Source organism: Marinobacter goseongensis, assembly GCF_023156235.1.
Lineage (GTDB): Bacteria > Pseudomonadota > Gammaproteobacteria > Pseudomonadales > Oleiphilaceae > Marinobacter > Marinobacter goseongensis.
The window spans coordinates 66,578-89,996 of record NZ_JAKZAI010000005.1; the positions used below are offsets into that span (position 1 = coordinate 66,578).

Sequence of the window (23,419 nt, forward strand, 5' to 3'; positions counted from 1 at the left end):
ATTGCGGGGCGCTTTGCCCCGATCCCTGGGGCACAGATTCCCGCCGGTCAGACTTTACTCCGACGCCGCAATCAGACTGGCGTTACCGCCGGCCGCTGTGGTGTCGACGCACAGGTGGCGCTCGATCACAAAGCGCTGGTCAAGGGTGTGCTCAGTGATCAACGGCAGCAGGGCACCGTCCCGCTTCGCCAGTGCCTGGCGATATTCCCGCAACAGCGACGCTTCCGCACAGCTGACAACCGCAGTGAATCCCCGCGCCTGCTCCAGCGCCAAGGGCTCCAGCAAGCCATTCACACCCGCTATGGGCAGGCCGGCTTTCGCAGCCCGGGCGACGGTGTCTTCCACATCCGGCGCGATCACCACCACCTGGTTGCCCTGGGACAACGCCGTGGCTGCCTGTTCCAGTGCCGTTTGCTGGTCTGGCCCCAGACACACCACAACACCACGGGCGTGATTGCTCAATCGGTTCAATTCACCGGTCGGTCCCGGCAGTTCCTCGGCATGGGCGTCCAGCGGTGCAGGCACCTGGCCGAAAATCGGCGTCAGAGCTTCGATCCGAGCCTCCGGTTTCAGGGGCTTCACGTCCTTGACGCTGCCGATCAGGCTTTCCAGCTTCTTGATATCGATCGTCCTGGCACCAGACTCGGCCGCGCGTTCAACCGCACTGCCCTTGAGGAAGCGACGCACATACTGCGGCCCTCCCGCCTTCGGACCGGTACCAGACAGCCCCTCACCGCCGAACGGCTGAGAACCCACAATGGCACCGATCTGGTTACGATTGACGTAGGTATTGCCCACCTTGATGCGGCTGGAAATGCGCTCGACACGGCGGTCAACGCGGCTGTGGATACCAAACGTCAGGCCATAGCCCTTTGCGTTGATGGCATCCACCACCTTGTCGATGTTTTTGGCTTCGAACGTCGCCACGTGGAGAACGGGGCCAAAGATTTCCTCTTCCAGTTCTTCTATGCCGCTCACGCTGAGCACCGCCGGCGAGACAAACAGCCCCTTCTCCGGCACGTTCAGTTTCTTCAGCAAACGGCCCTTGCGCTCGAACTGGTCGCAATGGTCAACAATCTTCTTGCGGGCATTCTCATCGATCACTGGCCCCACATCGGTGGACAGCCGCCAGGGATCGCCGATGCCCAGTTCTTCCATGGCGCCGTACAGCATCTCCAGCAGGTTCTCGGCGATGTCCTTCTGAACATACAGCATACGCAGGGCCGAACAGCGCTGGCCGGCGCTCTGGAACGAAGACGCCAGCACATCCCGCACCACCTGCTCCGGCAGCGCGGTGGAGTCCACAATCATGGCGTTCAGACCGCCGGTTTCCGCCACCAGCGGCGCGTCCGGCGTCATGTTGTCGGCCATAACCTTGTCGATACGCTGGGCCGTTGCGGTGGACCCGGTGAAGCACACGCCGGCCACCCGTGAATCGGATGTCATCGCTGCACCCACGGTTGCGCCGGTACCCGGCACCAGCTGGATGGCATCGGTGGGGATACCGGCCTGGTGCATCAGTTCCACCGCGCGCACGGCAATCAGGGATGTCTGCTCCGCAGGCTTGGCCACCACGGTATTGCCGGCTGCCAGGTTCGCCAGGATCTGCCCGGAGAAGATCGCCAGCGGGAAGTTCCAGGGCGAGATACAACAGATCACGCCCCGCGCCTCGCCGCTGTCTTTGTAACGCACCGCCTCGTTGGCGTAGAACTCGGCAAAATCCACCGCTTCGCGAATCTCGGCAATGGCATCAAGCAGGGATTTACCCGCCTCGCGGGTGGCCAGCGCGAACAATTCATGGGCGTGTTCCTCGAAGAGCAGACCCACCTTGCGCACGCAGGCGGCGCGCTCTTCCGCCGGGGTCGCAGACCAGCTGCGGAAACCGGCAACCGCAGCACCGATCGCAGTGCTCACGTCGGCATCGTTCGCCTGGGTAACATGACCGACCAGATCCTCCGGATTGGCCGGATTACGCACCACCTGCACCTCCGTGCCGGCGACGTCACCCGACATCACCGGGCCACCCTTCCAACGGTAATCCCGGAATGCGTTACGACCGTCATCAATCTCTTTCACCGTCACCGGATCGGTAATGTCCCACCCCTTGGAATTGCGGCGCTGCTCCCCGAACAGCTTGAACGGGTGCACAATCGCCTTGCTGGAGATCTTGCTGCCCATTTCCTCCACACTGTCGATGGGGTCCTTGGCAATGTCCTCCGGCGTGATGCGGGTGTCCACAATCTGGTTAACGAACGAGCTGTTGGCCCCGTTCTCCAGCAGACGACGCACCAGGTAGGCCAGCAGATCCTTGTGCGGGCCGACCGGGGCATAAATACGACAAGGCACACCACTCACTTTCAGCACTTCGTCGTGCAGGGACTCACCCATGCCATGCAGACGCTGAAACTCATAGTTTTTCACGCCGCGAGCTTTTGCAAGCTCAAGGATCGACGACACTGAGTGGGCGTTGTGGGTCGCAAATTGCGGGTAAATCCGGTCTGCCATGTTCAGCAGCTTGGTGGCACAGGAGACAAACGACACGTCGCTGCAGGCCTTGCGGGTGAACACCGGGAAGCCATCCAGCCCCATCACCTGGGCACGTTTGATTTCCGCATCCCAATAGGCGCCTTTGACCAGGCGCACCATGAACCGGCGATTGTGCTTCTCCGCCAGACCGTAGAGCCAGTCCAGTGCGAACGAGGCGCGCTTGCCATAGGCCTGTACCACCACGCCAAATCCGTCCCAACCCTCCAGCTCGGGATCGGCCACCAGGGCCTCTATCACATCCAGCGACAGATCAAGACGATCCTGTTCTTCGGCGTCGATATTAAACCCCATGTTGGCGGCGGCAGCCTTTCTCACCAGCTCGCGGGCACGGGGCAGCAGCTCGTTCATCACCCGCTCTTTATTGCCGTACTCGTAGCGCGCCAGCAGCGCGGACAGTTTGACGGAAATCCCCGGATTCTTGCGAACGTCGCCCTCACAGCTCTTGGCAATGCTGTCGATGGCGTTGGAGTAGGATTCGTAATAGCGCTTGGCGTCGTCGTCGGTGCGAGCGGCCTCCCCCAACATGTCGTAGGAGTAGGTGTAGCCCTTGGCCATGTACTCTTTGGCTTCGTCCTGGGCTTCCCCGATGTCGCGACCAAGCACGAACTGACGCCCCATTTCCTTCATCGCCTGACCCGCCACTGTGCGCACCACCGGCTCACCGAAGCGTTTAAGCAGTTTCCGCAGGGTGTCGCCAATGGTATTGCGCTCGGAGTCCTTCAACAGGTTACTGGTCATCAGCAGCGCAACGGTAGCGGTGTTGATCAGCGGCGAGGACGCCTTGCCTACGTGGGCACCCCAGGCGCCGGAGGTAATCTTGTCTTCGATCAGCTCGTGGATGGTGGTGTTGTCAGGCACTCGCAGCAACGCTTCGGCCAGACACATCAGCGCAACGCCCTCTTTGGTGGTGAGGCCGTATTCCGCCAGGAACTTTTCCATGATGGTGGATCTGGCGTTCTTGCGGACGCTGCGCACCAGGTCGGCGGCGCGGGCAGAAATGGCCTCACGCTCGGCCCGGGACAACTGAGCGCCAGCAATCATCTCCTGAATGACGGTGTACTCGTCAGCGAGATAATACTCACGAATCGACTGCCGGCTATCAACGAGCTCCGGCGTCACGGATTGCTGCGGTCTCATAGTTGTACCCTCTTGGTTGTTTGTCTCTCCGGCATTCTACCGAGATCAACAAAGACAATTTGCCTGTAAAATCCAGACTAGCATGCCATTGCGTCTTTTTTCGCCGGGGAAAAAACTAAACTAATTCTCATGTACCGGTAATATTCAGACGCTTTACCTGCCTCCTCTTTCAACCTGCCTGCAGGGCCAGCTCCCTCAGCACTCCGTGCGCTACCGAGAACACGGCGCAATCCACATCGTTGGCGGACTGCATATCATTGAGCATCTTCTCCCACCGGCCGAGCACCACCTGCTTGTCGTCAAACCACGCCGCCAGACACTGTTCCGCCGAATCGTTGTCCGACTCCCGCCGTGACAACACACCGGATGTCAGGTTCCGCAACTGATGATCCAGCTCATCGCGGTAGTGAAGGGTTGCCAGTACCTGCCAGTGCCCCTGGGCGCGAAACCCCCGCACCTGTCTGTCCAGCCAGATCAGATTCAGGCTCTCCCCCAACCTGAAATACACCCAGGCCACGGTTTCCAGTGCTTCGCCCGCGTGTCGGCTGATCTCGATCATGTCCATCAACCAGTAACGGCTTTCTGCCGAGGCGCACCAGGCCGCCAGGCCTTCCGGTACATTGTTCCTCACATACTCATCATAGCGTTCCTGCCACCGACTTGCAGGGATCACCGAGGCAAGTCGCTCCCCGGATACCAGGACGTCCGCGAGAGGCTCGCGGTACTGATCCACACAGGACACCGGGTCCAGTCCCTGCCGGTGGTTTTGCAGCAACCAGATGGTGCTGCGTGTGACCAGCCGCACCGCGTCGGCAAGAAGCCCCGCCTGCATTTCGGCATGGATATCCTTATCAAGCGATTCTATAGCTATCCATTGGGCGTCTACGTCGTGTATCCGCAGGGAGATCAGGTAGGCCGCCACAATCTGGCCCGCCTCCACGCCCGTGGCGCTGCGAACCCGGTCGAACCAGGTGATGCCCATGCGATTCACCAGATCATTGGCAATCTGCGTTGCCGCGATCTCCGCTCGCAGCGGGTGCCCGTTCACCGCCTCCGGAAACGTGGCCAGCAATGACGCGGGAAAAGCCGAATGAAGGGCGGCATTGAATCGCGGATCGTGCACGATGGGGGATGCCACCAGGGCCTGTTTCAACTCGATCTTGGCGTAGGACACCAGCACCGCGAGCTCCGGACGCGTCAGCCCGGCGCCGAGTGCCCGCCGAGCCCGCAGCTCCTCATCCGACGGCAGGCATTCCAGCGCCCGATCCAGCTTGCCCTCGGACTCCAGGCGGCGCATCAGCCGCTCATTCTGATCCGCCGCTACCACAGCGCTGGCCTGCGCCATGCTCAGGGCCAAGGCCTGGCGGTAGTTGTTGGCAATCACGAGAGTGGCCACCTCCGGGGTCATGGCCCGCAGCATGCGGTTACGCTGCATCAGCGGCATGCGCTGGCGATGCACCAGGTCATTCAACAGGATCTTGATGTTGACCTCATGGTCCGAGCAATCCACGCCCCCGGCATTGTCGATGAAGTCGCTGTTGGCCAGCCCGCCAAGCCGGGCAAATTCAATCCGGCCGCGCTGGGTCACGCCCAGGTTTCCGCCCTCCCCCAGCACCTTGCAGCGTAGCTGATCGGCATTCACCCGCACCGCGTCGTTGGCTTTATCGCCCACATCTTGATGGGATTCGGATGCCGCTTTTACATAGGTGCCAATGCCCCCGTTCCACAACATGTCGACCGGTGCTTTCAGCAGTGCACTGATCAACTCGGAGGGCGCTAGCGCCTGCGACCGGATACCCAGCAGTCGCCGCAGTTGCGGCGACACGGGAATAGACTTCAGGGTTCGTGGGAAGACACCGCCGCCTTCGCTGATCAGGCGGGTGTCGTAGTCGGCCCAGGTCGACCCGGGCTGGTTGAACAGGCGCTTGCGCTCAGCAAAAGCGACCGCAGCCTGCGGCGCCGGATCCACAAAGATGTGCTGATGGTTGAACGCAGCCACCAGCTGAATCCGGTCCGACAGCAGCATGCCGTTGCCAAACACATCTCCCGCCATGTCACCGATACCGACTACGGTGAATTCATCGCACTGGGTATCGATACCCAGCTCCAGGAAATGGCGTTTGACCGACTCCCAGGCTCCGCGGGCGGTAATACCCATTTTCTTGTGGTCATAACCCTCGCTGCCGCCGGACGCAAAGGCATCCCCCAACCAGAAACCGTATTCGGCGGCCAGGGCGTTGGCGATATCGGAGAATGTCGCCGTGCCCTTGTCGGCCGCGACCACCAGGTAGGTGTCGTCGCCGTCGTAGCGGACCACATTCGCAGGGGGCACCACCACGCCATCATCAAGATTGTCGGTGATATCCAGCAAGCCACGGATAAAAGTCTGATAACAGGCCACACCCTCGGCCCGGAACTCCTTCCGTGAGGCATCCGACGGCGGCCGTTTGACCACAAAACCGCCCTTTGCGCCCACCGGCACGATGACCGAGTTCTTGACCTGCTGCGCCTTCACCAGGCCCAGGATCTCGGTGCGATAATCCTCGATGCGGTCCGACCAGCGCAAACCGCCGCGGGCCACCGGACCGGCCCGCAGGTGAACCCCTTCTACCCGCGGAGAATACACGAACACCTCGAATTTCGGGCGGGGTTTGGATACGTCAGGGATCGACGTGGGGTCCAGCTTGAGTGACAGATAACCCAGAAACCCGCCGTCCTCGTGACGCTGAAAATAGTTGGTGCGGAGCGTGGCCCGAACAAGCACGAGGAACCGCCGCAGGATACGATCATCATCGAGACTCTCAACGGCCTCAAGCGCCTCCCGGATGTCGCTCTCAACCTGTTCGACCCGCGCCTCCCGGGCCGGTAAATCCGGGTCGAAGCGGGCCTGGAACAGAGACACCAGACGCGATGTGATGCCCGGATGACGAGCCAGAGTGTCGGCGATGAACGCCTGACTGAAACCGAAACGGATCTGCTTGTTGTATCGTGCATACGCCCTGAGCAGGGCAACCTCCCGCCAGCCAAGCCCGCACATCATGATCAGCTGATTGAAATCGTCGTTCTCGGCAAAACCGTTCCAGATTTCACGGAACGCGGCCTGCATCAGCGGCTGGACCGCGTTCAGATCGGTCCCGGCGCAGCGGGCGTGAACCTCCACGGTAAAATCACTGACACCGAACATCCCGCCGTCACGGCGACGAATCCGGTACGGATGCTCTCCGAGAACCCGCATGCCCAGGTTTTCGAGGATCGGAATCACATCCGACAGCACAACCGGGTGCCCCTCGCTATAAAGCTTGAAATGACAACCGGATTCGCCGGGATCCCGCGGCTGATAAAAGCGCATGGGCACGTCCGAGCTGACGGCGATGGACTGGACCTGCTGGATATCCGCTATGGCCTCGGCAACGGAAAAGCGGGCGCGGTAGGCAGAGGGAAAACCACCACTGAATACCCGGGCGTAGCTGCCACCGATGGATGCCCCGAAACAACGCACCAGCTCACCGTGCAGATCGTCGTCCCAGGAGCGGGATTCCTGGACCATGCGGGCAACAATCTCCCGCAGCTCCAGCGACTCATCGTTGTCAGGAGCCTGACCCTGGAGGACATCCGCAAGTTGTTCCAGCAGGGTTTGTTTTTGTAGTGTGCGGGCATCGGTCATCGAAACTCTCCGGTCTGGTGATCAGCCCAGTATAACCAAGGCCAGAAAGTCGCTTTGACCATAGTGTTTCGAATAAAAGGTTTTTTGATTATATTGAATGCAGGAATCAGCCGTTAATCCAGCCTGGAACCCGTAACATGGCCGAATTGGATAGAATCGATCAATCCATTATTCGTGAACTGCAGAAGAATTCGCGGATTACCGTCACCGAACTGGCGTCCCGGGTTGGCCTGTCGAAGACCCCCTGCCAGGTGCGGATGCGGCGTTTGGAGGATCAGGGGTATATCACGGGTTATACCGCGCTGGTGAACCAGACCAAGCTTGGCCTCAGTCACATCGCCTTTGCCCAGGTGACTCTGAACGACACCAGCAGCAGTGCCCTTGCCGCCTTCAACAAGGCGGTGAAACAGATTGCCGCTGTTGAGCAGTGCCATATGATTGCCGGCAATTTCGATTACCTGCTGAAGGTGCGGACCGGCAACATGGCGGAGTACCGGCAGGTGCTCGGTGAGGAGATTTCGGCCCTGCCACACGTGCTGCAAACCAGCACCTTCGTGGTCATGGAGAACGTCCGGGACGCTGGCCTCTGATTCCGTGCCAGCGTTCAGGGCTCAGCGGCTGGAGAGCTTCTTGCGGGTTTCCAGGCGCCCTTCCCGACGGATCTCGGCATTGTCATAACGGCGCTTCTGCTCGTCGGTTTCCGGGATCACTTGCGGCACATCCACCGGCTTGTCATGCTCATCGAGGGCCACAAAGGTGAAGAAGGCCGACAAAATGTGGCGCACGTCGCCGGTGTAGCTGTTTTCCGCTTCCACCCGCGCGCCGATTTCCATGGATGAGCCCCAGCTGCGATTCAGCGCCAGGCTGAACAACAGGGTGTCGTTGCCCTTGGCGGGCGCGCGGAAATGGATGGAGTCCACCGCCGCGGTGACGCAGACATGAGCCGAGTGGCGCTCTGCCACCACCAGCGCAAGCCGGTCACACTTGGCCATGATCATGCCACCGAACACCGTATCGTGAGCATTCATGTCATTGGGAAACACCTTGTAGACGTGTTTCTCGATGGCGGAGGCAGAGACGGTTCTGGAGGTTCGATCGGTCATGACAATCAGGCCCGACCCAGGAACCGACGCTCGTCCACGTTGATCTTGATGCGATCGCCGGTGGAAATATGCTCGGGCACCTGAATCACCAGCCCGGTGGCCATTTTCGCCGGTTTGGTGCGTGCCGTGGCCGAGCCGCCCTTGACCGACGGGTCGGTTTCCAGAATCTCGAGGTCCACGGTCGGCGGCAGGGCCAGCGCCACCGGTGCATCGCTGACCAGAACCGCCATCAGGCCCTGGGTCTCCTCGCTGATGAACAGCAGCTCCTCGGCAATGGCCTCACGGTTCAGGCTGTACTGGGTGAAGTCCTCGGTGTCCATGAACACGTATTCGTCACCGTCAGAATAAGAGAACGACACCGGCCGACGCACCAGGTCCGCCAGGCTGAGCATGTCCGAGTCCTTGAAGGTCTCATCCAGCTTAGCCCCCGTGACGACATCGTACAGGCGCATGCGGTACAGACTGCCACCGGCACGGCCCTGGGGCACCGAGCGTTCGATGTCCTTCACAAAATAGGCTCGGCCCTCATACTCGACCGCGGAGTTTTTCTTGATTTCACTGGCTTTCGGCATGTCTGAAGCTTCCAAACAAAAAATGGGACAATAGGTGTGCTGATATATCATGAAGCGGTGCGAGAATCGAGAGACACAGAGAGGACACCATGAAAACGTTACTGCTGAACGCCGACATGGGGGAAAGTTTCGGCCCCTGGGTGATGGGGCTGGATCATGACGTGATGCCGGAAGTCGACCTGGCGAACATTGCCTGTGGCTTTCACGCCTCCGACCCGGACGTGATGCGGCGCACCGTGCGCCTCGCCGCTGAACATTCCGTGGGCATCGGCGCCCACCCGGCCTACCCGGATCTGGTGGGCTTCGGCCGGCGCGCCATGGCCTGTTCACCGGCGGAAATCGAGAACCTGGTGCTCTATCAGGTGGGCGCGCTGGCCGCCATGTGCCGTGCCGAGGGCACCGAGGTGCGCTATGTCAAACCCCACGGTGCCCTCTACAACGACATGGCCCGCACGTCGGAGATCTTCGGTGCGGTCGCCCGGGCCATCAAGGCCTACGACCCGACCCTGCCGCTGATGACACTGGCCACCCGGAATACCCGCGAGATCCGCGCGCTGGCGCAGGAGCATGGCATCACACTGTGGTTTGAGGCCTTCGCCGACCGCGCCTACGACGGCGAGGGCCGGCTCGTATCCCGGGCCGAGGCCGGCGCTGTGCACCATGACCCCGACGTGATCCTTGAGCAGGCCCGGCGAATTGCCAGCGGGCTCCCCCTGACTGCCAGCGACGGCAGTGACCTGATTCTGCAGGCGGATACCCTGTGCGTGCACGGAGACAATAAAGAGTCGGTGGCTTCCGTGCGCGCCATCCGCCAGATGCTCACGACGTTGCAAGGACCGGCATGAAATCGTTACGCCTGCCGTGTCTTGAGCGGGCTGGCCTGGATGGCTGGATGGTGCGGCTGTTTGACCGCATCGAGGAAAACAACCTGCTGTGGCTGGCGGCCCTGGCCGGGGAATGCGAAACCGAATTCGGCGACACCCTCGTCGATCTGGTGCCCTCCTACACCACGCTGCTGGTGGTGTTTGACCCGTTCCGCCTCACGCCCTGTGACGCGAGACAGAAACTGATAGCCATTCTCGCCCGGCTCGAACCCGCGGATGCCGGAGCCACCAGCAAACAGCACTGCCTGCCCACATGGTATGACCCGCGCAGCGGTCCTGATCTGCAGCGGGTGGCGGAACTCTCCGGGCTGTCGGTGAACGCCGTGATTGACGCGCACAGCGCCCGGGATTACCGCGTGTTCGCCCTGGGCTTCGCCCCCGGTTTCGCCTTCATGGGTTTGCTCGACACTGCGCTGATCTGCCCCCGCCTGGACACGCCCCGGCAACACGTGCCGGCGGGCAGCGTCGCTATTGCCGGCCAGCAGAGCGCCGCCTACCCGGCGGCCACCCCTGGTGGCTGGAATCTGATCGGACGCACCCCCACCCGCTTGTTCGACCGCGATCGCGACGGCTTCAGCCTGCTTCAGGTAGGCGACCGGGTACGCTTCGTGCCGGTGGATCAGGCCACCTTCGAGGCCCGGGGCGGCGACACCAAAGCGGTCAGCCAGCCTGGCCCGGCGCAGGCCCGATGAGCGACAGTGGCCTGAACGGATTCCGTGTAGCCCGCACCGGTCCGCTAGCGCTGCTGCAGGACGCTGGCCGTTTTGGCGTGCGCCACCTTGGTGTCACCCAGGGTGGCCCGGCCGACCTGCACGCCTGGGCCTGGGCCAATCACCTGGCGGGCAATCCGTGGGGCGCGGCGGCGCTGGAAATAACCTTCGGTGGCCTGGTGCTGATCGCCGACCGGGACCTTACCATTGCGCTGACCGGCGCCGACCTGAGCATCACCTGCAATCGGCACCCGGCTGGGCGCTGGCAAACCCTGAACCTCAGGGCCGGTGATACGCTGGCCTTCGGCACACCCATCAACGGCTTGCGCGCGTACCTGGCGGTGGCGGGCGGATTCCGGGGTGATGCCGTGCTCGGCAGTGCCGCGTGCGTGGTACGAGAACAGATCGGAGGCTTTGACGGCCGGGGAACCCCGTTGCGTGAGGGGGACGGGCTGACCGTGTATGGCACGTCAGCTACACCCGCACAGCGAATGGCACCGCACTCGGAACAGCAGGATTACCGCCTCCCGGCCACGCTGGACCTGCTTCCGGGCGCGCAGATAGCGTCGTTCACTGGCAGGAGCCTGTTCGATGCGTTCAATGCCGAGTGGCAGGTGGATCAGCGCGCAGATCGGATGGGGGTTCGCCTGACCGGCCCGCGACTGCAGTGCTCGGTCACCTCGCTGGTTTCCGAAGGCATTTCACTGGGTGCGGTGCAGGTGCCGCCGGACGGTCAGCCCATTGCGTTGCTGAACGACCGCCAGACCATTGGTGGCTACCCGCGTCTCGGCAACCTGACGCCTCTGGCCGCCAGCCGTCTGGCCCAGTGCATGCCGGGGCAGACGGTGCGTTTCAGAGCCGCCGGTATTGATCGCACGTTGCGGCAATACCGGCAGTTTCGGGAGGAGTTTTGCGGGCTCAGCCACGGAGGCCGAGATTCTCCGCATCTTTGACAATGCTGCGGTCGAGCAATGACAGGTAATCGGCTTTCGCTTTCACCTTGGTTTCCCGGTGAGCCCGCATGTTCAGGGTCTTGAAGTGGCTGGCCAGCTCGTTGGCGCGCTCGATCAGCTTGTCCTGAGCCACCACTTCGTCGAGGAAACCGGCCGCAATGGCGCCTTCCGGAGTGTAGATCTCCGCGTTCACCACGGACCGGTAGAAGTGCGCCGGCGCCAGTCGATGACGGGCAATCTCGATACCGGCGTGATGCATGGTCATGCCGATGGCAACCTCATTCAGGCCCAGCTTGAAGGGCCCCTCAATGCCAATGCGGTGATCCACGGAGAGCAGGATAAACGCGCCTTTCGCGATAGCGTGGCCGCTGCACGCGGCGATCACCGGCAGCGGGAACGCGGCCAGACGGCGGGTCAGCTTGGACCCAACGGTGACCAGTGCCGCCGCTTCGTTCGGACCTTTCTGCATTTCCTTCAGATCGTAACCGGCGGAAAACACGCCCGGCTGACCGGTGAGGATAACCACGGCCTTGTCCTGCTCGGCCTGATCCAGCGCGGCATTCAGCCCCTCGAACACCTCGTGGCTGAGCGCATTGGCTTTACCGTTGTTGATCACGATGGTCGCGATGCCGTCGTTCAGTTTGTAATCTACCAGGTCCGTCACGGGCCAGTCCTCTTGCTGATGGTGAATCATTGATGGGGTGAACTTTGCCAGCTTACGGCCGGCATGGCTACTCCCGAAGGCCATCCGGGCCCGCCATTGGCGCGTCTGCCAACGATGTTCTGCGGGCCCGGCGGTAAAGCCAGGCCAGACCCAGCAAGGCCAGGCCGAGCCCCATGAAGGCGGCCACACGCCAAAGCCCCTGCAGGCCAGACATATCAATCAGGAAAATCTTGCCAATCACCAGACCCAGTAACGCCATGCCCGCCTTATACAGTACCGGGTGATGACGCCCGGTGGCGTACAGGATTGCGACGATGGCATACGCCATCCCCACCACGGAATAACTGTAAAGCTCACCTTCGGAGACACCGGAGGACAGGGCCATGTCACTGCCCTGCCAGAGCTGCCGGATTTCAAAGGCGGTGAACAGCAGAAAGCCCGACGCCGCCACACACAGCGCCCAGAACCGCGGTGCCAGCTGCGGGAACCGCGACACGGCCAGCGCCAGCAGGACCGGCGCGCCATAAGCCAGTAACAACAGATTGAACACCGGCGTGGCGCTGATGGCCTCGGAGCCCCACCAGGGATTGTGCCAGGTCAGCAGCGTCAGATAGCTCACACCGGCCAGGCCCAACAACACCCACGAGAACAACCGGTACAGCCAGGCCAGGGACTCACTCACCCGCGCCCGCACGCCGTAACTCAGGCTCAGGGCACCCCACAGCAGTGTGTTCAGTGCCGCCTCGGTAAAGCTGTACTGCTGCGTGAAAATGTCGCCGTCATAGAGCCAGTAACGCAGTTCCGCACCCAGAAACAACACCAGCAGGTGCAGGGTCGCGGCTTCCAGCCAAGGGCGGATCGCGGTGTTGCGGGCAGCCAGCCAGGTTGCCACACCCGCACACAGTGTGGCGCCGCCATAGGTCCACAACGACCAGTGCGCCTCGGTGTCGTAGCCTGCCAACCACGGATTGAAAGTCAGGCGGGCGACCACCAGGGCAAGCGCCAGTTTCAGCAGCAGGTGCAACTGCGGCATCCGGTAGCGGCGCGCCAGCCAGGTGAGACTGACAAACTGAACCGATAACGCGAGCGTCAGTGAGGCCTCGCGGAATACCATCACCGCCGCCAATGAGTAGCAGATGTGTGCCGCGAGAATCGCCCAGACAACGCCGCTGCGGCCGTTGGCCCGCCGCTCCAGCCAACCGGCGATGACGCCATACAGGCCCGCCAGAATCAGGGTTGCCGTTGCCCAGGTCAGCGACAGTTCAGCACGCTGAATCAGTAGCCATCCCAGAACCAGCCAGACCACCGGCGCCAGCAGGGTGAACGACGCCCAGCGCTGACGCTCCGGCGCCCGCACCCAGTGCCAGAGCCCCAGGCCTGCTGTCAGCACCGCAGCGAGCATCAGGTAGGCCACGAAGTCCCGATGGAGCATGACCGGCATCGCCAACCGATAGGTGCCGTCAACATTGATCACCGTTGCCAGCATCAACCAACCCACGGCGCTGGCCAGCACCGCGCCCCAGGGCAGATACCACAGCGCGCCGCGGCTCTGGGGCACCAGTGCCGCTACCGGCAGAATCAGCAACCAGCCCAGCATCAATGGATCGGACATGCCCTGGCCGCCAATCGACAAACCCCACAGCGCCAACAGCACCAGCAGTACCTCCCGCAAGCGCGGTACTTCGCTGCGGATCCTGCCCGCCACCAGCGCAAACACGGCAAACAGACCCGCCAGGTACCAGGGCATGGCCGCCTCGGCCGGGGCCGCGGAACTGGCCACAAGCCACCACAGCACGGCACCGGTGACTGTGGCATACCAGAGCCAGTCGCGGAATACGTAGCGCATGAGCAACAACGAGCTGAGAGATATCAGAAAGCTGTAGGCCAGCACAAAAGCCACGTTGCCGCTGTCGCCGCCCACTAACAGCGGCACCAGATAGGCACCGCTCAGCCCCATGATGGCCAACACCGGCCCATGCAACAGCGCCAACACCATGGTGCCCAGGGAAACCGCGGCCAATCCCGTCAGCCCCACCGTGGGCCCGATCAGCCCGTAGTGGTGAACGCCAGCCAGCAAGGCCGCATAGAGCGTGATGCTGCCGCCGCCCGCCAGCGCCGCGAAGACATCATCGCTGCCCCGGTGCCGCCGCCGCAGCCATTCGGCGCCGCCGTGCAGGGCCAGGCCACTGATCAGCGCCAATAACAGTTGTTGCACCGGACCTATGTAGCCGGCACTGATGGAATGGCTGACCATGAAGATGCCCGCCAGCGCGACACTCAGGCCACCGAGCCAGACCATCCAGTGTTCCTTGAGGGCGCTGAAAAAGCGGTCAACATGCGGGGAGGGGTGACTCCCGGTAGCCACCGGCTCATCCGGTTCACCCGGCTCGTCCAGCTCAAGCGGCGGCAAAGGCGTTATCCGGGGCTCGTCCGGCACAGGGTCGCTGGCCGGCGGCACCGCGCCCTTGAATTGGTTCACCTGCGCCCGCAGCGACGCCACTTCCTGCGTCAGCGCCGCGAGCTGTCTGGCCTGCTGATGGCGCTGTCGAAACGCCAGAAACCCCAGCACCGAACCAACCGGAACCAACAGCGCAAATCCAACCACAACAATGATCAGTAATGCTTCCAAGCCCTGCTCCCTGCGTCAGTGATTCTCGGGTGCGTTCCCCGTTCAGGTACCCGCCTTCCCGAACCGGGATAGTCTAACCGGTTCCGCCCGGTTCACCCAGACGTACCGGGCTCAACACGGGACAGTGGTCACACTCCGCCCGCGGCGCAAAAAGTTGCTAACAAAAACTGTGGATAACTGTGTTAGCAACGGCGGGAAAGGCTCGCTGAAACCCTTTGCCACGGGGGTTCTCATAATATGACCGTAAATTGACCGCACTCTCTTTTTATCGTGGCCCGACTTTCCCACAATGATTGACCTTGACGTTATACACAGCAACAATGCTGTATATCCATACATGTTATTATAAACGGTCGGCGCCGCAGCGATGGCCCGTTTGCAGTAACCGGCAAGGAATGTTTCATCATGAGGTTTTCGGAGCAGCAACCGGGCTTCGCCACCATACGGCGGCGCTTTGACTTTCGCAGCATCGAGATCGGGCGCTGGGTGTCGGAGCCCGAGCGAGATCGCGCAGCAACACAGTTCCAGCAAGCGCTTGATGACCTGATGTCGGTACTGCGGGGGCCGGAACACCTGATTTCACTGAGGCAGACCCTGGGGCTGCAATACGGCATTGGCGGCAGGCCCGGCGTGGCAGCCCATTACATTCCGGCAACGCGGCAGCTGGCTCTTGCCAAGAACGCGGGGGCCGGCAGCCTGGCCCATGAATGGTTCCATGCCTTTGATCACTACATGGGCAGCCGTATGTTCAAGGGCTCCCAGGGGGCGCAGTTTGCGTCCAGCGCCTGGCTTGACCACGCCAAACCCGACGCCCATCCGCTGAATGCCCTGCTGGGCAACTGCTTTCAGGTGATTATCCTGAACCGCGAGGGCTCATTGCCCAGCGAGCTGTTTGAGCAGTCGAGCAAAACCGACCGGGAGCTGGGGGTTCTTTACTACGCCCGGCCAGAAGAGTTGTGTGCCCGCGCCTTCGAGGCCTTTGTTGAAGACAGCAACCCCGCCAGCCCGTTCCTGGTTCGTGGCAGCCGCCACTCCGACGAGGCCAGAGCGGGGTTGTATCCTCAAGGTGAGCACCGGGAACGCATCAACATCGCTTTCGAACACTACTTCAGCGCGCTGGGCCGCGCCCTTTACCGGGAACTCGACACGGCCTGAGCTCTAGAAGTTCGACAGCTCGTCCTGCAGGTCCTGCCTGAGCTCATCCGGCTCGGTGATCCACAGGGTTTTGTCCAGCCCCGGAAACACGCCGATGTCCAGGCCGTCTTTGGCCAGACCGGGAATCCACTTCTTGAGAAAATCCGGCAGCGACAGACTCTTTGGTGTGAGTTCGTCACCGCTCTTGGCGTACGCTGCGGCGAAATCAGCGCTGGGCCAGACCGGCAGGTATTCCACATCGCCATCGTCGGCAGCAATTTTCAGAAACCGGTTCTCGGCATTCACCAGAATCCAGATTTCCCGTTCCTCGCCAACCTGGCTGAGGAAATAGTCGTACCGCTCCTCACCATCAAGTTCGAGAATGGCAGTCAGCTCTTCATTGGTCATGGTTTGGCTCTCTGTTCCCGGCCTTCAGTGTTGGGCCAGGCAATCCGTCATGGTAAGGGCAACATCCCGGAAGACCGCCTCAGAGCGGATCGTTTCCGGAAAACTGTCGTAAATCGCGCGTCGGCACAGGGAATTGCGGGACTCGCTGCGCTCAACACACCCGGCATATGCCTGACTTCCCGCCGCTTCACCGGTGATGTCTTCGCAATGCTCGGGAATCCGTGACACAACCCAGTCCACCACCTCCCCACGCTCCACCGGATTCGCCGCCGGATTGGCGAAACGAGCGGGATCGCCGGCATCGGGCTTGTCACGGGTCAGATCCCAGGCAACATAAACCAGCGCAGCTGAAACCAGTATGACGGTCGCTTTGGGGAATTTCATTGAGGTGTTTCCGGTTGTTTAAGGCAAATGGCGTGCCCAGCATACGCCAAGAGCTTCACCCCCAGAAGACCCTGTTCCACCTCAGGCCATCAAAAATTCGAGGAAGTAGCTGTACAACCCGATACCGACAATCACGTTGAACGGAAAGGTCACACCCAGTGACGCCAGCATGGCCAACCCGATGTCCGCGTCGGGAATTCCGTGCCGGACGGCCACCGGTGCCGCGATATAGGAGGCACTGGCCGTCAGGGTACCCAGCACCACGATGGTTCCCGGTTCCAGACCAAGCCACACGCCAGTCAGCAGGCCGGGGATCGAGAGCAGCGGGGGCAGGCAGAGCGCGAAGGCAATCACCCGCCAGTGGCGCAGCTGGATCTTGCGCAAGGTGTCTGCCGCCACCAGCCCCATTTCCAGCAGGAACAGCGACAACACCAGCGAGAAGGCCCCGGTCAACGGCGCGGTGACACCATCTCCGTTATCCGGCCCATACAGAATGCCGATGATGACACCGCCCACCAGCAACACCACACTGCGATTGGTCAGAGTTTCCTGCCATAGGGGCGTGCCCGTCCCACTCATGCTGGCGCCGCCCTGCTGATAGCGCCGGTACAGCCACAGCCCGGTCAGAATAGCCGGCAATTCCAGCAGCACCAGGTAAAGGGTCACTTGTCCGCCGGTCGCCAGGCCTCTCGATTCCACCCAGGCCAATGCCACCGCGAACGTGCCGGCACTGACCGAGCCGTAGTGCGCACAGAAACTGGCGGCGTCAGCCACGTTCAGACGCACCAGATGGCGCAGCAATGGAAACAGGATCAGCGGAATCACGAAGCCCAGAGCGATAACCGCCAGCACCTGCGACAGCAGCCCCCAGTGCAGGTTGCCATGAAGCGCCATTCCGCCCTTGAGACCGATGGTCAGCATCAGCAGCAGACTGAGAATATCGTATACGGCCTTGGGAATGGTCAAATCCGAGCGCAGCGCGCCCGCCACCACACCGAGCAGAAAAAACATCACGATAATATCGGGCATTGCAGAAAAATCTCCGGCAAAAGAAAGGGCCCCGCAGGGCCCTCAGAGGAACAATGACATCACGCCGATCCCGCTCGCTGGACCGCGGGCCTGAAGATCACGTCGCTCAGGGGGTAGCCGGCGACGACTGATTTACGCTCTTCCGCTGGCGTGACCTCAAAGAGGTGGTACGCCTCGGGGCCAAACGGATCCAGCGCGGTATCCAGATACTGGTAGCTGTCTGGTACCGGATCGCCGGAGTACACCACCACGAACTGTCGTTCAACCGTCGGAATGGTGACATTCAGGGGCTGCTCGACCCACAGATAGACCCCTTTTTGCGCGACCAGGTATTCGCATCGCACGATCTTGCAGCCCTCTCGCAGATTAAGGGTAGTGGGCTCTTTGCCGCACTCGAGACGGAACTTGTGGATAGTTTTCATGGGCGACTCTCCTGTGATGGAACACGGTTTCATCATCCACCAACAAAAGATCGAAAAGAACAAAGTTTTATCTGATTTATAGATCGGTTTTTTCGAGCTAATCCATCAGCTCCCGACGTTCCTTTAACAGCTCCGTGACGGCGTCGTTATGACTGCCGCGGGCTCGGGTTACAGCGTAAAGGGTGTCTCTGACATCATCGATACTGGCCACGTGCACCACCTGATACTGCCGGCACACCTCATCGCGAATCGAGGTGGGGGCGGCGAAATACCCTAGCCCATGACGGCCGAACACCTTGATCAGCGCACTGTCGTCCACCTCCGCCACCACATTCACGCGAATGCCCTGGCTGGAAAACCAGTTCATCAACGCATTGATGTAGGGAGCGTCGAGGGACGTCGCCAGAAACGGGCGGCCGTTCAGGCTGTCCGGAAAATTGCCGGACAGGCTGTCTGCCAGCTCTGGCGCCGCGTACAGAGACATGGTGGAACTGGCGAGGCGGTAACTGCGGAACTGACTGGCCTCGCCGAAACCGGGCTGGCGATCGGTCAACACCACATCAAGCTCGCGTTGCCCCAGGCGCTTCAGCAATTCCGGCGTGTCGGCGGTGCGACAACTGAGCCGTACCTCACGGCGCAGAGACAGGGCGGGCTTCGTCAGATAGTAGGCGATGAGCTTGTGGATCGATGCGGCAATTCCCACCGAAAGGCTTAACGGCCGATGTTCCGCCGGCTGGCGAAGCACATCGGTCAACGCCTGGGCGGTCTGAAACATGTCATCGGCGTAACCGAACACCGTTTGCCCGAAATCCGTCAGCTGCAGCGCCCGATTGGCACGGCGAAACAGCGCGTTACCGAGGGCGGCTTCAAACGCAGCCAACTGACCGCTGAGGGTCTGGGGTGTCAGCGAAAGATGTTCAGCGGCCCTGACAATGGCGCCTTCGCGGGCAATGACCCAGAAATAGTAAAGATGGCGCAAATTCAGGTTATCGAGGTCAGACACCTCTCACCCCCTTCCAGGTTTAACGCGGGTCAGGCAACCAAGTGAGACCGGGTATTGGGCCAGCCACTCCCGGAGTTCACTGAGTGGCAGCGACCCGCACAACCAGAACCCTTGCAGCCGGTCACAGCCCAGGTCCCGCAGCAAACGCGCCGTGGTCTCGCGCTCAACCCCTTCCGCCACAACGTGGTAGCTGAGACTGTGAGCCATATTGACGGCGGTTCTCACGATCACCCGGGAACTTTCACTGCTGTCCACGTCCTCAACCAGGGAGCGATCCAGTTTGAGCTCATTGGCCGGCAGCTGCCGCAGATAGGAGAGCGAGGAATAGCCGCTGCCAAAATCGTCGATGGAAATCTGAATGCCGGTTTCAGCCAGTTCCGCCAGCGCAACCAGGCCCCGTTCCGGATCTTCCATGGCGGCGGTTTCGGTCAGCTCCAGAGTCAGTCGTTCGGCGGCCAGATCGTGGCGCCGGAGTGCCGATGCAATCAGGCGCTTCAGCTCGCCGGAGCCCAGATCCCGTGCGGAAATGTTGATGGATACGGTCAGCTCCGGAAACCCGGCCGACAGGTCCGCCAGATCACGGATGCCCCTCTCTATCGCCCACCGGGTCAACTGGGTGATCACACCGGTTTCTTCTGCCAGCGGGATAAAATCCGCCGGGAACACCCAGCCCCGTTGCGGGTGATGCCAGCGGATCAACGCCTCAACACCGATCACCGCGCCGGTTTCCAGGCACAGCTTGGGCTGGTAGTAGAGTTCGGTGCGATTTTCCTGCAACGCTTCCCTGAGATCCGACATCAGGGTCAGCCGGCTTTCACTGTAGATGTCGAGATCCGGTGAGTAGAACCCGGTCTCGAACGGACCATGGGGGGCGATCTCCATACCCACATGGGCATTACGGAGCAGCAGCGCCGCGGTGTCACCGTGCATCGGGTAGCTGGCCGCCCCGAATTTCGGGTGCAGTTCGATGGCGAGGTTGTCCAGAGAGATAGGCTCTGCCAGACGTCGCAATGCGCTGTTCAGTTCTGCAAAGTCGTCGGTCACCTTGTTGGCGTCGACCAACACGCCGAAACTGTCGCCGGACAGCTGATACACCAGCTCCGATCGCTCCTGCCGCTGCGGCCGATGCAATATCGGCAGTTCGTTGGCAAGCCGGGTCATCTCCCCCGCCAGGCGCCGTAGCAGCCGGTCGCTGCGGCTGAGCCCCAGGGTACGATTGATCTCGTCCAGGCGGGTGATACGGGCTACACCAATCATGTAGTGGCCACTGGGGTCGCGCTTCAGTTGCTCGTTGACCATACGCTCGAAACGATTCCGGTTGGGCAGTCCGGTGACGCAATCGTGTGTCATGGCTTCCGCCAACCGGTTCTGCGCTTCGCTGCGCGCCTTCTCCTTCCGCAGACTGTCTGCCTGGGCGAGGATCTTTTCCTCACGCTCCCGATACAAACGATCCGCCAGCGCCAGGGTGAGGATAAACGCCTCCAGCCCGGAGCCGATCTGCATGGCATGCTCGGTCATGAAATTTTCCGGAAAGAACCCCAGAGATCGGCCGGCGGTGGCCAGAACACCGATGGTGAGCGGGGTCCAGGCAATGGTGAAGAATGCCCCGGCCCGGACCCCGGCGGCCCAGGTGATGGGGCCGGCCACGAACAGCAACGAGAAGAATACCAGTGCAGAGAGCGCCGACAGCATGATCGCCGAGTTATAACCCAGTGTCAGCGCGGCCATGAAATTGATCACCTCAAACACGATCATCGTCCGAATGGCGATGTCCAGTTTCGGGCTGTGGGTGGGAATTTTCAGTAACTCCCGGCAGAACAGCACCGAAAACAGCGCCAGTATCGGCATCGACACCAGCAGCGCCCGGGCATGGAGTGACGGCGCGTCCGGGTACAGCAGCTGGAAGCTGTAGCCCTTGATGGATGCAAAAAAGAGCAGATAACCGGCGATGGCCAGCGCATAGTACAGATAGAGTTTTTCCCGCAGCGTGAGAAACACCGCAAGATTGATCAGGATAATGACCGTGAGGCTGCCGTAGTAGAAGAAGTTCAGCTTCTGCTCATTGGAGGCAGCGCTGAAAAAATCGTTCGCCCGCCAGAGATTCAGAGGAAGAATCATTGAGCCGTCGGTCCGCGCCCGGACATACACCGTGCGCGCTCCGCCAGCCGTCAGGTCCAGTCGCAGCAGCATATTAGGATGGTCAATCTGGCGCGGGTAAAACGGCCGGGTGTCACCGGTTCGAAATTCCTCCACGACTTCGCCACCGGAAACCACGTGGAAAACCACATCATCCAGTTGGGAGTAGGCCAGCTCCGCCACCAGGTTCAGCGGCTCCGCTGTCCGGTTTTCCAGGGTGAATCGCAACCAGTAAGCCGACGAAGTAATGCCATAGGTGGCACTGCCGGAGGGAACAGACACCCACTGATCGTCTGCAAGCCGGGTGACCCGAGCAATGTCCGCCCGCCCCTGCGGGTCCTCCCACACTTCGAAATGAGCCGGGATGGATGAAGCCGCGGTGATGGTAATCGGCTGCGCGGCCGCCATCGCTAACGACCCGACACCCCAGAGAAGCACTGCAACCAACCATTGCAAAACGCGGATCAGAACGACCACATGCATACCCCAACGTTGGTCATTGGGCTTTCCTCTTGCTCTTATCATTGTGATGTATCACCCCATCGTAGCGCCGAACAGCCTTCAGTTCGACCTGTTTTACATCACAACATGCGCCTGTTCGCACCGGCCACATCGCGAAGCGATTAACCGAAATACTCCTCAATCCAGGCGAAAAGCGTGCCGGCATCCATGTCGGACAGTGCCATCTGTTTGAAGTCGTTGCCGACTTCGTTATCAATGGTGACAAACTGGTAGAGCAGGTTGCCGGGTTGCCTGTCATGCAGGATCAGCGTTATCCGCCGGCGGGTGCGCAGGCAGTCGATAGTCATGACATCAGCGGGGATCCCGGAGTCACGCATACCGCGACGCACTTCGATCACCGGATTGATATGCTGGCGCGTGGCCTGAACTCGGGCGTGGGCATCGCTGGCCATATCAGACAGGGTTTTCAGGGGATCTTCAGACATTAACTCGGGTTCTCCTCTGCGTTTCAGCTTTCCACCAGCCTGGCTCTCACGCGCGGCAACTGGGCGGGATACTGTTCCTGAATGAAGGTTACCAGCCCTTCCCGTACTGCACATCTCAAATCCCAGTTCCGACTGGAATCCGCAGCGCTCATCAGAAACCTCACCTGCATGGCCTGATCGTTGGAATCGGTGACCTGCACCGTTGCCAGTTTGCCATCCCACAAGTTCGACTGCTCCAGCAAGCGTTTGAACTCTTGCCGCAGCGGTTCCACCGGCATGGTGTAGTCTACCCAGATAAACACGGCACCCAGCAGATCCGCGGTATTGCGGGACCAGTTCTGAAACGGATTTTCGATAAACCATTGCAACGGCACGACGAGGCGGCGGAGGTCCCACACCCGCAACACGACATAGGTGGCGGTGACCTCCTCCACCCAGCACCACTCTCCCTGCACGTGCAGTACGTCGTCGATGCGGAACGGCTGGGTAAGCGCAATCTGCATGCCGGCCAGCAGGTTGCTGAGCACCGGCCGCGCCGCGAATCCCAGAATAAGACCGCCCACCCCCGCCGACGCCAGCAGGCTGGCGCCCATGTGCTGGACTGACTCGAAGGTCATCAGCGCGGCACCAAAACCGATAATCACGATGAGAATGTTCAGCGCCCGGACCAGAAAGCGGGTCTGGGTTTCGACCTTGCGCGCCCGTTTCCATTGCCCCTCAAGCACCGGATTGAGCGCCACAATCACCTCACCGATGGCCGACGTCAGCCGCACCGCCGCCCAGGTAATAGCGAGAATAAGCAACAGCGTGGTCACCTGCTGGATCGCCCCAATCAGGGGCAGGTCGTCCGACGCCGCTTTCAGGGTGCCTGCCAGCGCCAGCAGGCAGAATACCAGGCCGAGCGCCCCGGCCGACGCATCGAGAAACAGCCGCGGCACCGCTCTGGACTCCGAGAAATGACGAACCAGCGCCAGCGTCAGCCGATAGATCACATAGGTGGCCACCACGGCAAAAACCGCCGAAACACCCGGCATCCACCACGCCTTGAAGCCGGCTTCAAATGCTTCCAGCATCCGCGCTCCGTGAGCCTGTT

At 61.3% G+C, this 23,419-nt stretch carries 19 protein-coding genes; 5 read left to right on the forward strand and 14 right to left on the reverse strand.

Going from position 1 to position 23,419, the window contains the following annotated elements:
* Positions 1–54 precede the first annotated feature (54 nt).
* Positions 55–3,684 carry a bifunctional proline dehydrogenase/L-glutamate gamma-semialdehyde dehydrogenase PutA gene (gene putA / locus MLC70_RS05380; RefSeq protein WP_248182060.1) on the reverse strand — a complete coding sequence of 1,210 codons (3,630 nt, stop codon included), beginning with the start codon at positions 3,682–3,684 and terminating at the stop codon, positions 55–57.
* 169 nt (positions 3,685–3,853) lie between these two features.
* Positions 3,854–7,348: an NAD-glutamate dehydrogenase gene (locus tag MLC70_RS05385; protein WP_248182061.1), complete on the reverse strand. Its 3,495-nt coding sequence runs from the start codon at positions 7,346–7,348 to the stop codon at positions 3,854–3,856.
* Between the two features lie 137 nt (positions 7,349–7,485).
* Between MLC70_RS05385 and MLC70_RS05390 the strand changes: the two genes are divergently transcribed.
* Positions 7,486–7,938, forward strand: coding sequence for an Lrp/AsnC ligand binding domain-containing protein (locus MLC70_RS05390; RefSeq protein WP_248182062.1), 453 nt, complete (start codon positions 7,486–7,488; stop codon positions 7,936–7,938).
* Positions 7,939–7,959: 21 nt separating this feature from the next.
* Here the strand turns inward: MLC70_RS05390 and MLC70_RS05395 are convergent, their stop codons facing one another.
* Together MLC70_RS05395 and efpL are read right to left on the reverse strand one after the other, a co-directional pair.
* A complete protein-coding gene (locus MLC70_RS05395) occupies positions 7,960–8,451 on the reverse strand; it encodes an acyl-CoA thioesterase (RefSeq protein WP_248182063.1) in 492 nt (163 codons plus the stop codon).
* A 5-nt stretch (positions 8,452–8,456) separates the two neighbouring features.
* Entirely contained in the window at positions 8,457–9,023 is a 567-nt protein-coding gene (efpL, locus tag MLC70_RS05400; protein WP_248182064.1) for an elongation factor P-like protein EfpL, read from the reverse strand.
* Between the two features lie 89 nt (positions 9,024–9,112).
* On the opposite strand from efpL, the gene MLC70_RS05405 reads away from it, so the two are divergent.
* Genes MLC70_RS05405 through MLC70_RS05415 form a run of 3 tightly spaced genes read left to right on the forward strand, consistent with a single transcriptional unit; the run spans position 9,113 to position 11,570 of the window.
* A complete protein-coding gene (locus MLC70_RS05405) occupies positions 9,113–9,868 on the forward strand; it encodes a 5-oxoprolinase subunit PxpA (RefSeq protein WP_248182065.1) in 756 nt (251 codons plus the stop codon).
* A complete protein-coding gene (pxpB, locus tag MLC70_RS05410) occupies positions 9,865–10,599 on the forward strand; it encodes a 5-oxoprolinase subunit PxpB (protein WP_248182066.1) in 735 nt (244 codons plus the stop codon). Before MLC70_RS05405 ends, pxpB begins: the two co-directional genes overlap by 4 nt.
* The gene (locus MLC70_RS05415; protein ID WP_248182067.1) at positions 10,596–11,570 is read left to right on the forward strand and encodes a 5-oxoprolinase subunit C family protein; all 975 of its coding nucleotides are present in this window, start codon (positions 10,596–10,598) and stop codon (positions 11,568–11,570) included. Before pxpB ends, MLC70_RS05415 begins: the two co-directional genes overlap by 4 nt.
* Here the strand turns inward: MLC70_RS05415 and MLC70_RS05420 are convergent.
* Positions 11,536–12,234, reverse strand: coding sequence for a crotonase/enoyl-CoA hydratase family protein (locus tag MLC70_RS05420; protein WP_248182068.1), 699 nt, complete (start codon positions 12,232–12,234; stop codon positions 11,536–11,538). The two genes, MLC70_RS05415 and MLC70_RS05420, sit on opposite strands and share 35 nt — an antisense overlap.
* Before the next feature lie 67 nt (positions 12,235–12,301).
* The gene (locus MLC70_RS05425) at positions 12,302–14,863 is read right to left on the reverse strand and encodes a DUF2339 domain-containing protein (protein ID WP_248182069.1); all 2,562 of its coding nucleotides are present in this window, start codon (positions 14,861–14,863) and stop codon (positions 12,302–12,304) included.
* A 405-nt stretch (positions 14,864–15,268) separates the two neighbouring features.
* Between MLC70_RS05425 and MLC70_RS05430 the strand changes: the two genes are divergently transcribed.
* Entirely contained in the window at positions 15,269–16,018 is a 750-nt protein-coding gene (locus tag MLC70_RS05430; protein ID WP_248182070.1) for a CLCA_X family protein, read from the forward strand.
* Positions 16,019–16,021: 3 nt separating this feature from the next.
* On the opposite strand, the gene MLC70_RS05435 is transcribed toward MLC70_RS05430, so the two are convergent.
* From MLC70_RS05435 to MLC70_RS05470, 8 genes are all read right to left on the reverse strand, one after another.
* Entirely contained in the window at positions 16,022–16,405 is a 384-nt protein-coding gene (locus MLC70_RS05435) for a DUF2750 domain-containing protein (RefSeq protein ID WP_248182071.1), read from the reverse strand.
* Between the two features lie 24 nt (positions 16,406–16,429).
* Positions 16,430–16,789, reverse strand: a complete 360-nt coding sequence (locus tag MLC70_RS05440) for a hypothetical protein (RefSeq protein ID WP_248182072.1) — start codon at positions 16,787–16,789, stop codon at positions 16,430–16,432.
* Between the two features lie 81 nt (positions 16,790–16,870).
* The gene (locus MLC70_RS05445; protein ID WP_248182073.1) at positions 16,871–17,818 is read right to left on the reverse strand and encodes a sodium-dependent bicarbonate transport family permease; all 948 of its coding nucleotides are present in this window, start codon (positions 17,816–17,818) and stop codon (positions 16,871–16,873) included.
* Between the two features lie 59 nt (positions 17,819–17,877).
* Positions 17,878–18,240, reverse strand: coding sequence for a DUF7352 domain-containing protein (locus MLC70_RS05450; protein ID WP_248182074.1), 363 nt, complete (start codon positions 18,238–18,240; stop codon positions 17,878–17,880).
* Positions 18,241–18,337: 97 nt separating this feature from the next.
* Positions 18,338–19,243, reverse strand: a complete 906-nt coding sequence (locus tag MLC70_RS05455; RefSeq protein WP_248182075.1) for a LysR substrate-binding domain-containing protein — start codon at positions 19,241–19,243, stop codon at positions 18,338–18,340.
* A gap of 3 nt (positions 19,244–19,246) precedes the next feature.
* Positions 19,247–21,862, reverse strand: coding sequence for an EAL domain-containing protein (locus MLC70_RS05460; protein WP_248182076.1), 2,616 nt, complete (start codon positions 21,860–21,862; stop codon positions 19,247–19,249).
* A 140-nt stretch (positions 21,863–22,002) separates the two neighbouring features.
* Positions 22,003–22,326: a hypothetical protein gene (locus tag MLC70_RS05465; protein WP_248182077.1), complete on the reverse strand. Its 324-nt coding sequence runs from the start codon at positions 22,324–22,326 to the stop codon at positions 22,003–22,005.
* 23 nt (positions 22,327–22,349) lie between these two features.
* On the reverse strand, positions 22,350–23,399 hold the full coding sequence (locus MLC70_RS05470) for a mechanosensitive ion channel family protein (RefSeq protein ID WP_248182078.1): 1,050 nt from the start codon (positions 23,397–23,399) through the stop codon (positions 22,350–22,352).
* Positions 23,400–23,419: the final 20 nt, after the last annotated feature.

What these genes read in the sequence shown, in the direction of transcription:
- putA (WP_248182060.1), bottom strand. Translation starts at nt 3,684, where the DNA reads ATGAGACCGCAGCAATCCGTGACGCCGGAGCTCGTTGATAGCCGGCAG.
- MLC70_RS05385 (WP_248182061.1), bottom strand. Translation starts at nt 7,348, where the DNA reads ATGACCGATGCCCGCACACTACAAAAACAAACCCTGCTGGAACAACTT.
- MLC70_RS05390 (WP_248182062.1), top strand. Translation starts at nt 7,486, where the DNA reads ATGGCCGAATTGGATAGAATCGATCAATCCATTATTCGTGAACTGCAG.
- MLC70_RS05395 (WP_248182063.1), bottom strand. Translation starts at nt 8,451, where the DNA reads ATGACCGATCGAACCTCCAGAACCGTCTCTGCCTCCGCCATCGAGAAA.
- efpL (WP_248182064.1), bottom strand. Translation starts at nt 9,023, where the DNA reads ATGCCGAAAGCCAGTGAAATCAAGAAAAACTCCGCGGTCGAGTATGAG.
- MLC70_RS05405 (WP_248182065.1), top strand. Translation starts at nt 9,113, where the DNA reads ATGAAAACGTTACTGCTGAACGCCGACATGGGGGAAAGTTTCGGCCCC.
- pxpB (WP_248182066.1), top strand. Translation starts at nt 9,865, where the DNA reads ATGAAATCGTTACGCCTGCCGTGTCTTGAGCGGGCTGGCCTGGATGGC.
- MLC70_RS05415 (WP_248182067.1), top strand. Translation starts at nt 10,596, where the DNA reads ATGAGCGACAGTGGCCTGAACGGATTCCGTGTAGCCCGCACCGGTCCG.
- MLC70_RS05430 (WP_248182070.1), top strand. Translation starts at nt 15,269, where the DNA reads ATGAGGTTTTCGGAGCAGCAACCGGGCTTCGCCACCATACGGCGGCGC.
- MLC70_RS05435 (WP_248182071.1), bottom strand. Translation starts at nt 16,405, where the DNA reads ATGACCAATGAAGAGCTGACTGCCATTCTCGAACTTGATGGTGAGGAG.
- MLC70_RS05440 (WP_248182072.1), bottom strand. Translation starts at nt 16,789, where the DNA reads ATGAAATTCCCCAAAGCGACCGTCATACTGGTTTCAGCTGCGCTGGTT.
- MLC70_RS05445 (WP_248182073.1), bottom strand. Translation starts at nt 17,818, where the DNA reads ATGCCCGATATTATCGTGATGTTTTTTCTGCTCGGTGTGGTGGCGGGC.
- MLC70_RS05450 (WP_248182074.1), bottom strand. Translation starts at nt 18,240, where the DNA reads ATGAAAACTATCCACAAGTTCCGTCTCGAGTGCGGCAAAGAGCCCACT.
- MLC70_RS05460 (WP_248182076.1), bottom strand. Translation starts at nt 21,862, where the DNA reads ATGCATGTGGTCGTTCTGATCCGCGTTTTGCAATGGTTGGTTGCAGTG.
- MLC70_RS05465 (WP_248182077.1), bottom strand. Translation starts at nt 22,326, where the DNA reads ATGTCTGAAGATCCCCTGAAAACCCTGTCTGATATGGCCAGCGATGCC.
- MLC70_RS05470 (WP_248182078.1), bottom strand. Translation starts at nt 23,399, where the DNA reads ATGCTGGAAGCATTTGAAGCCGGCTTCAAGGCGTGGTGGATGCCGGGT.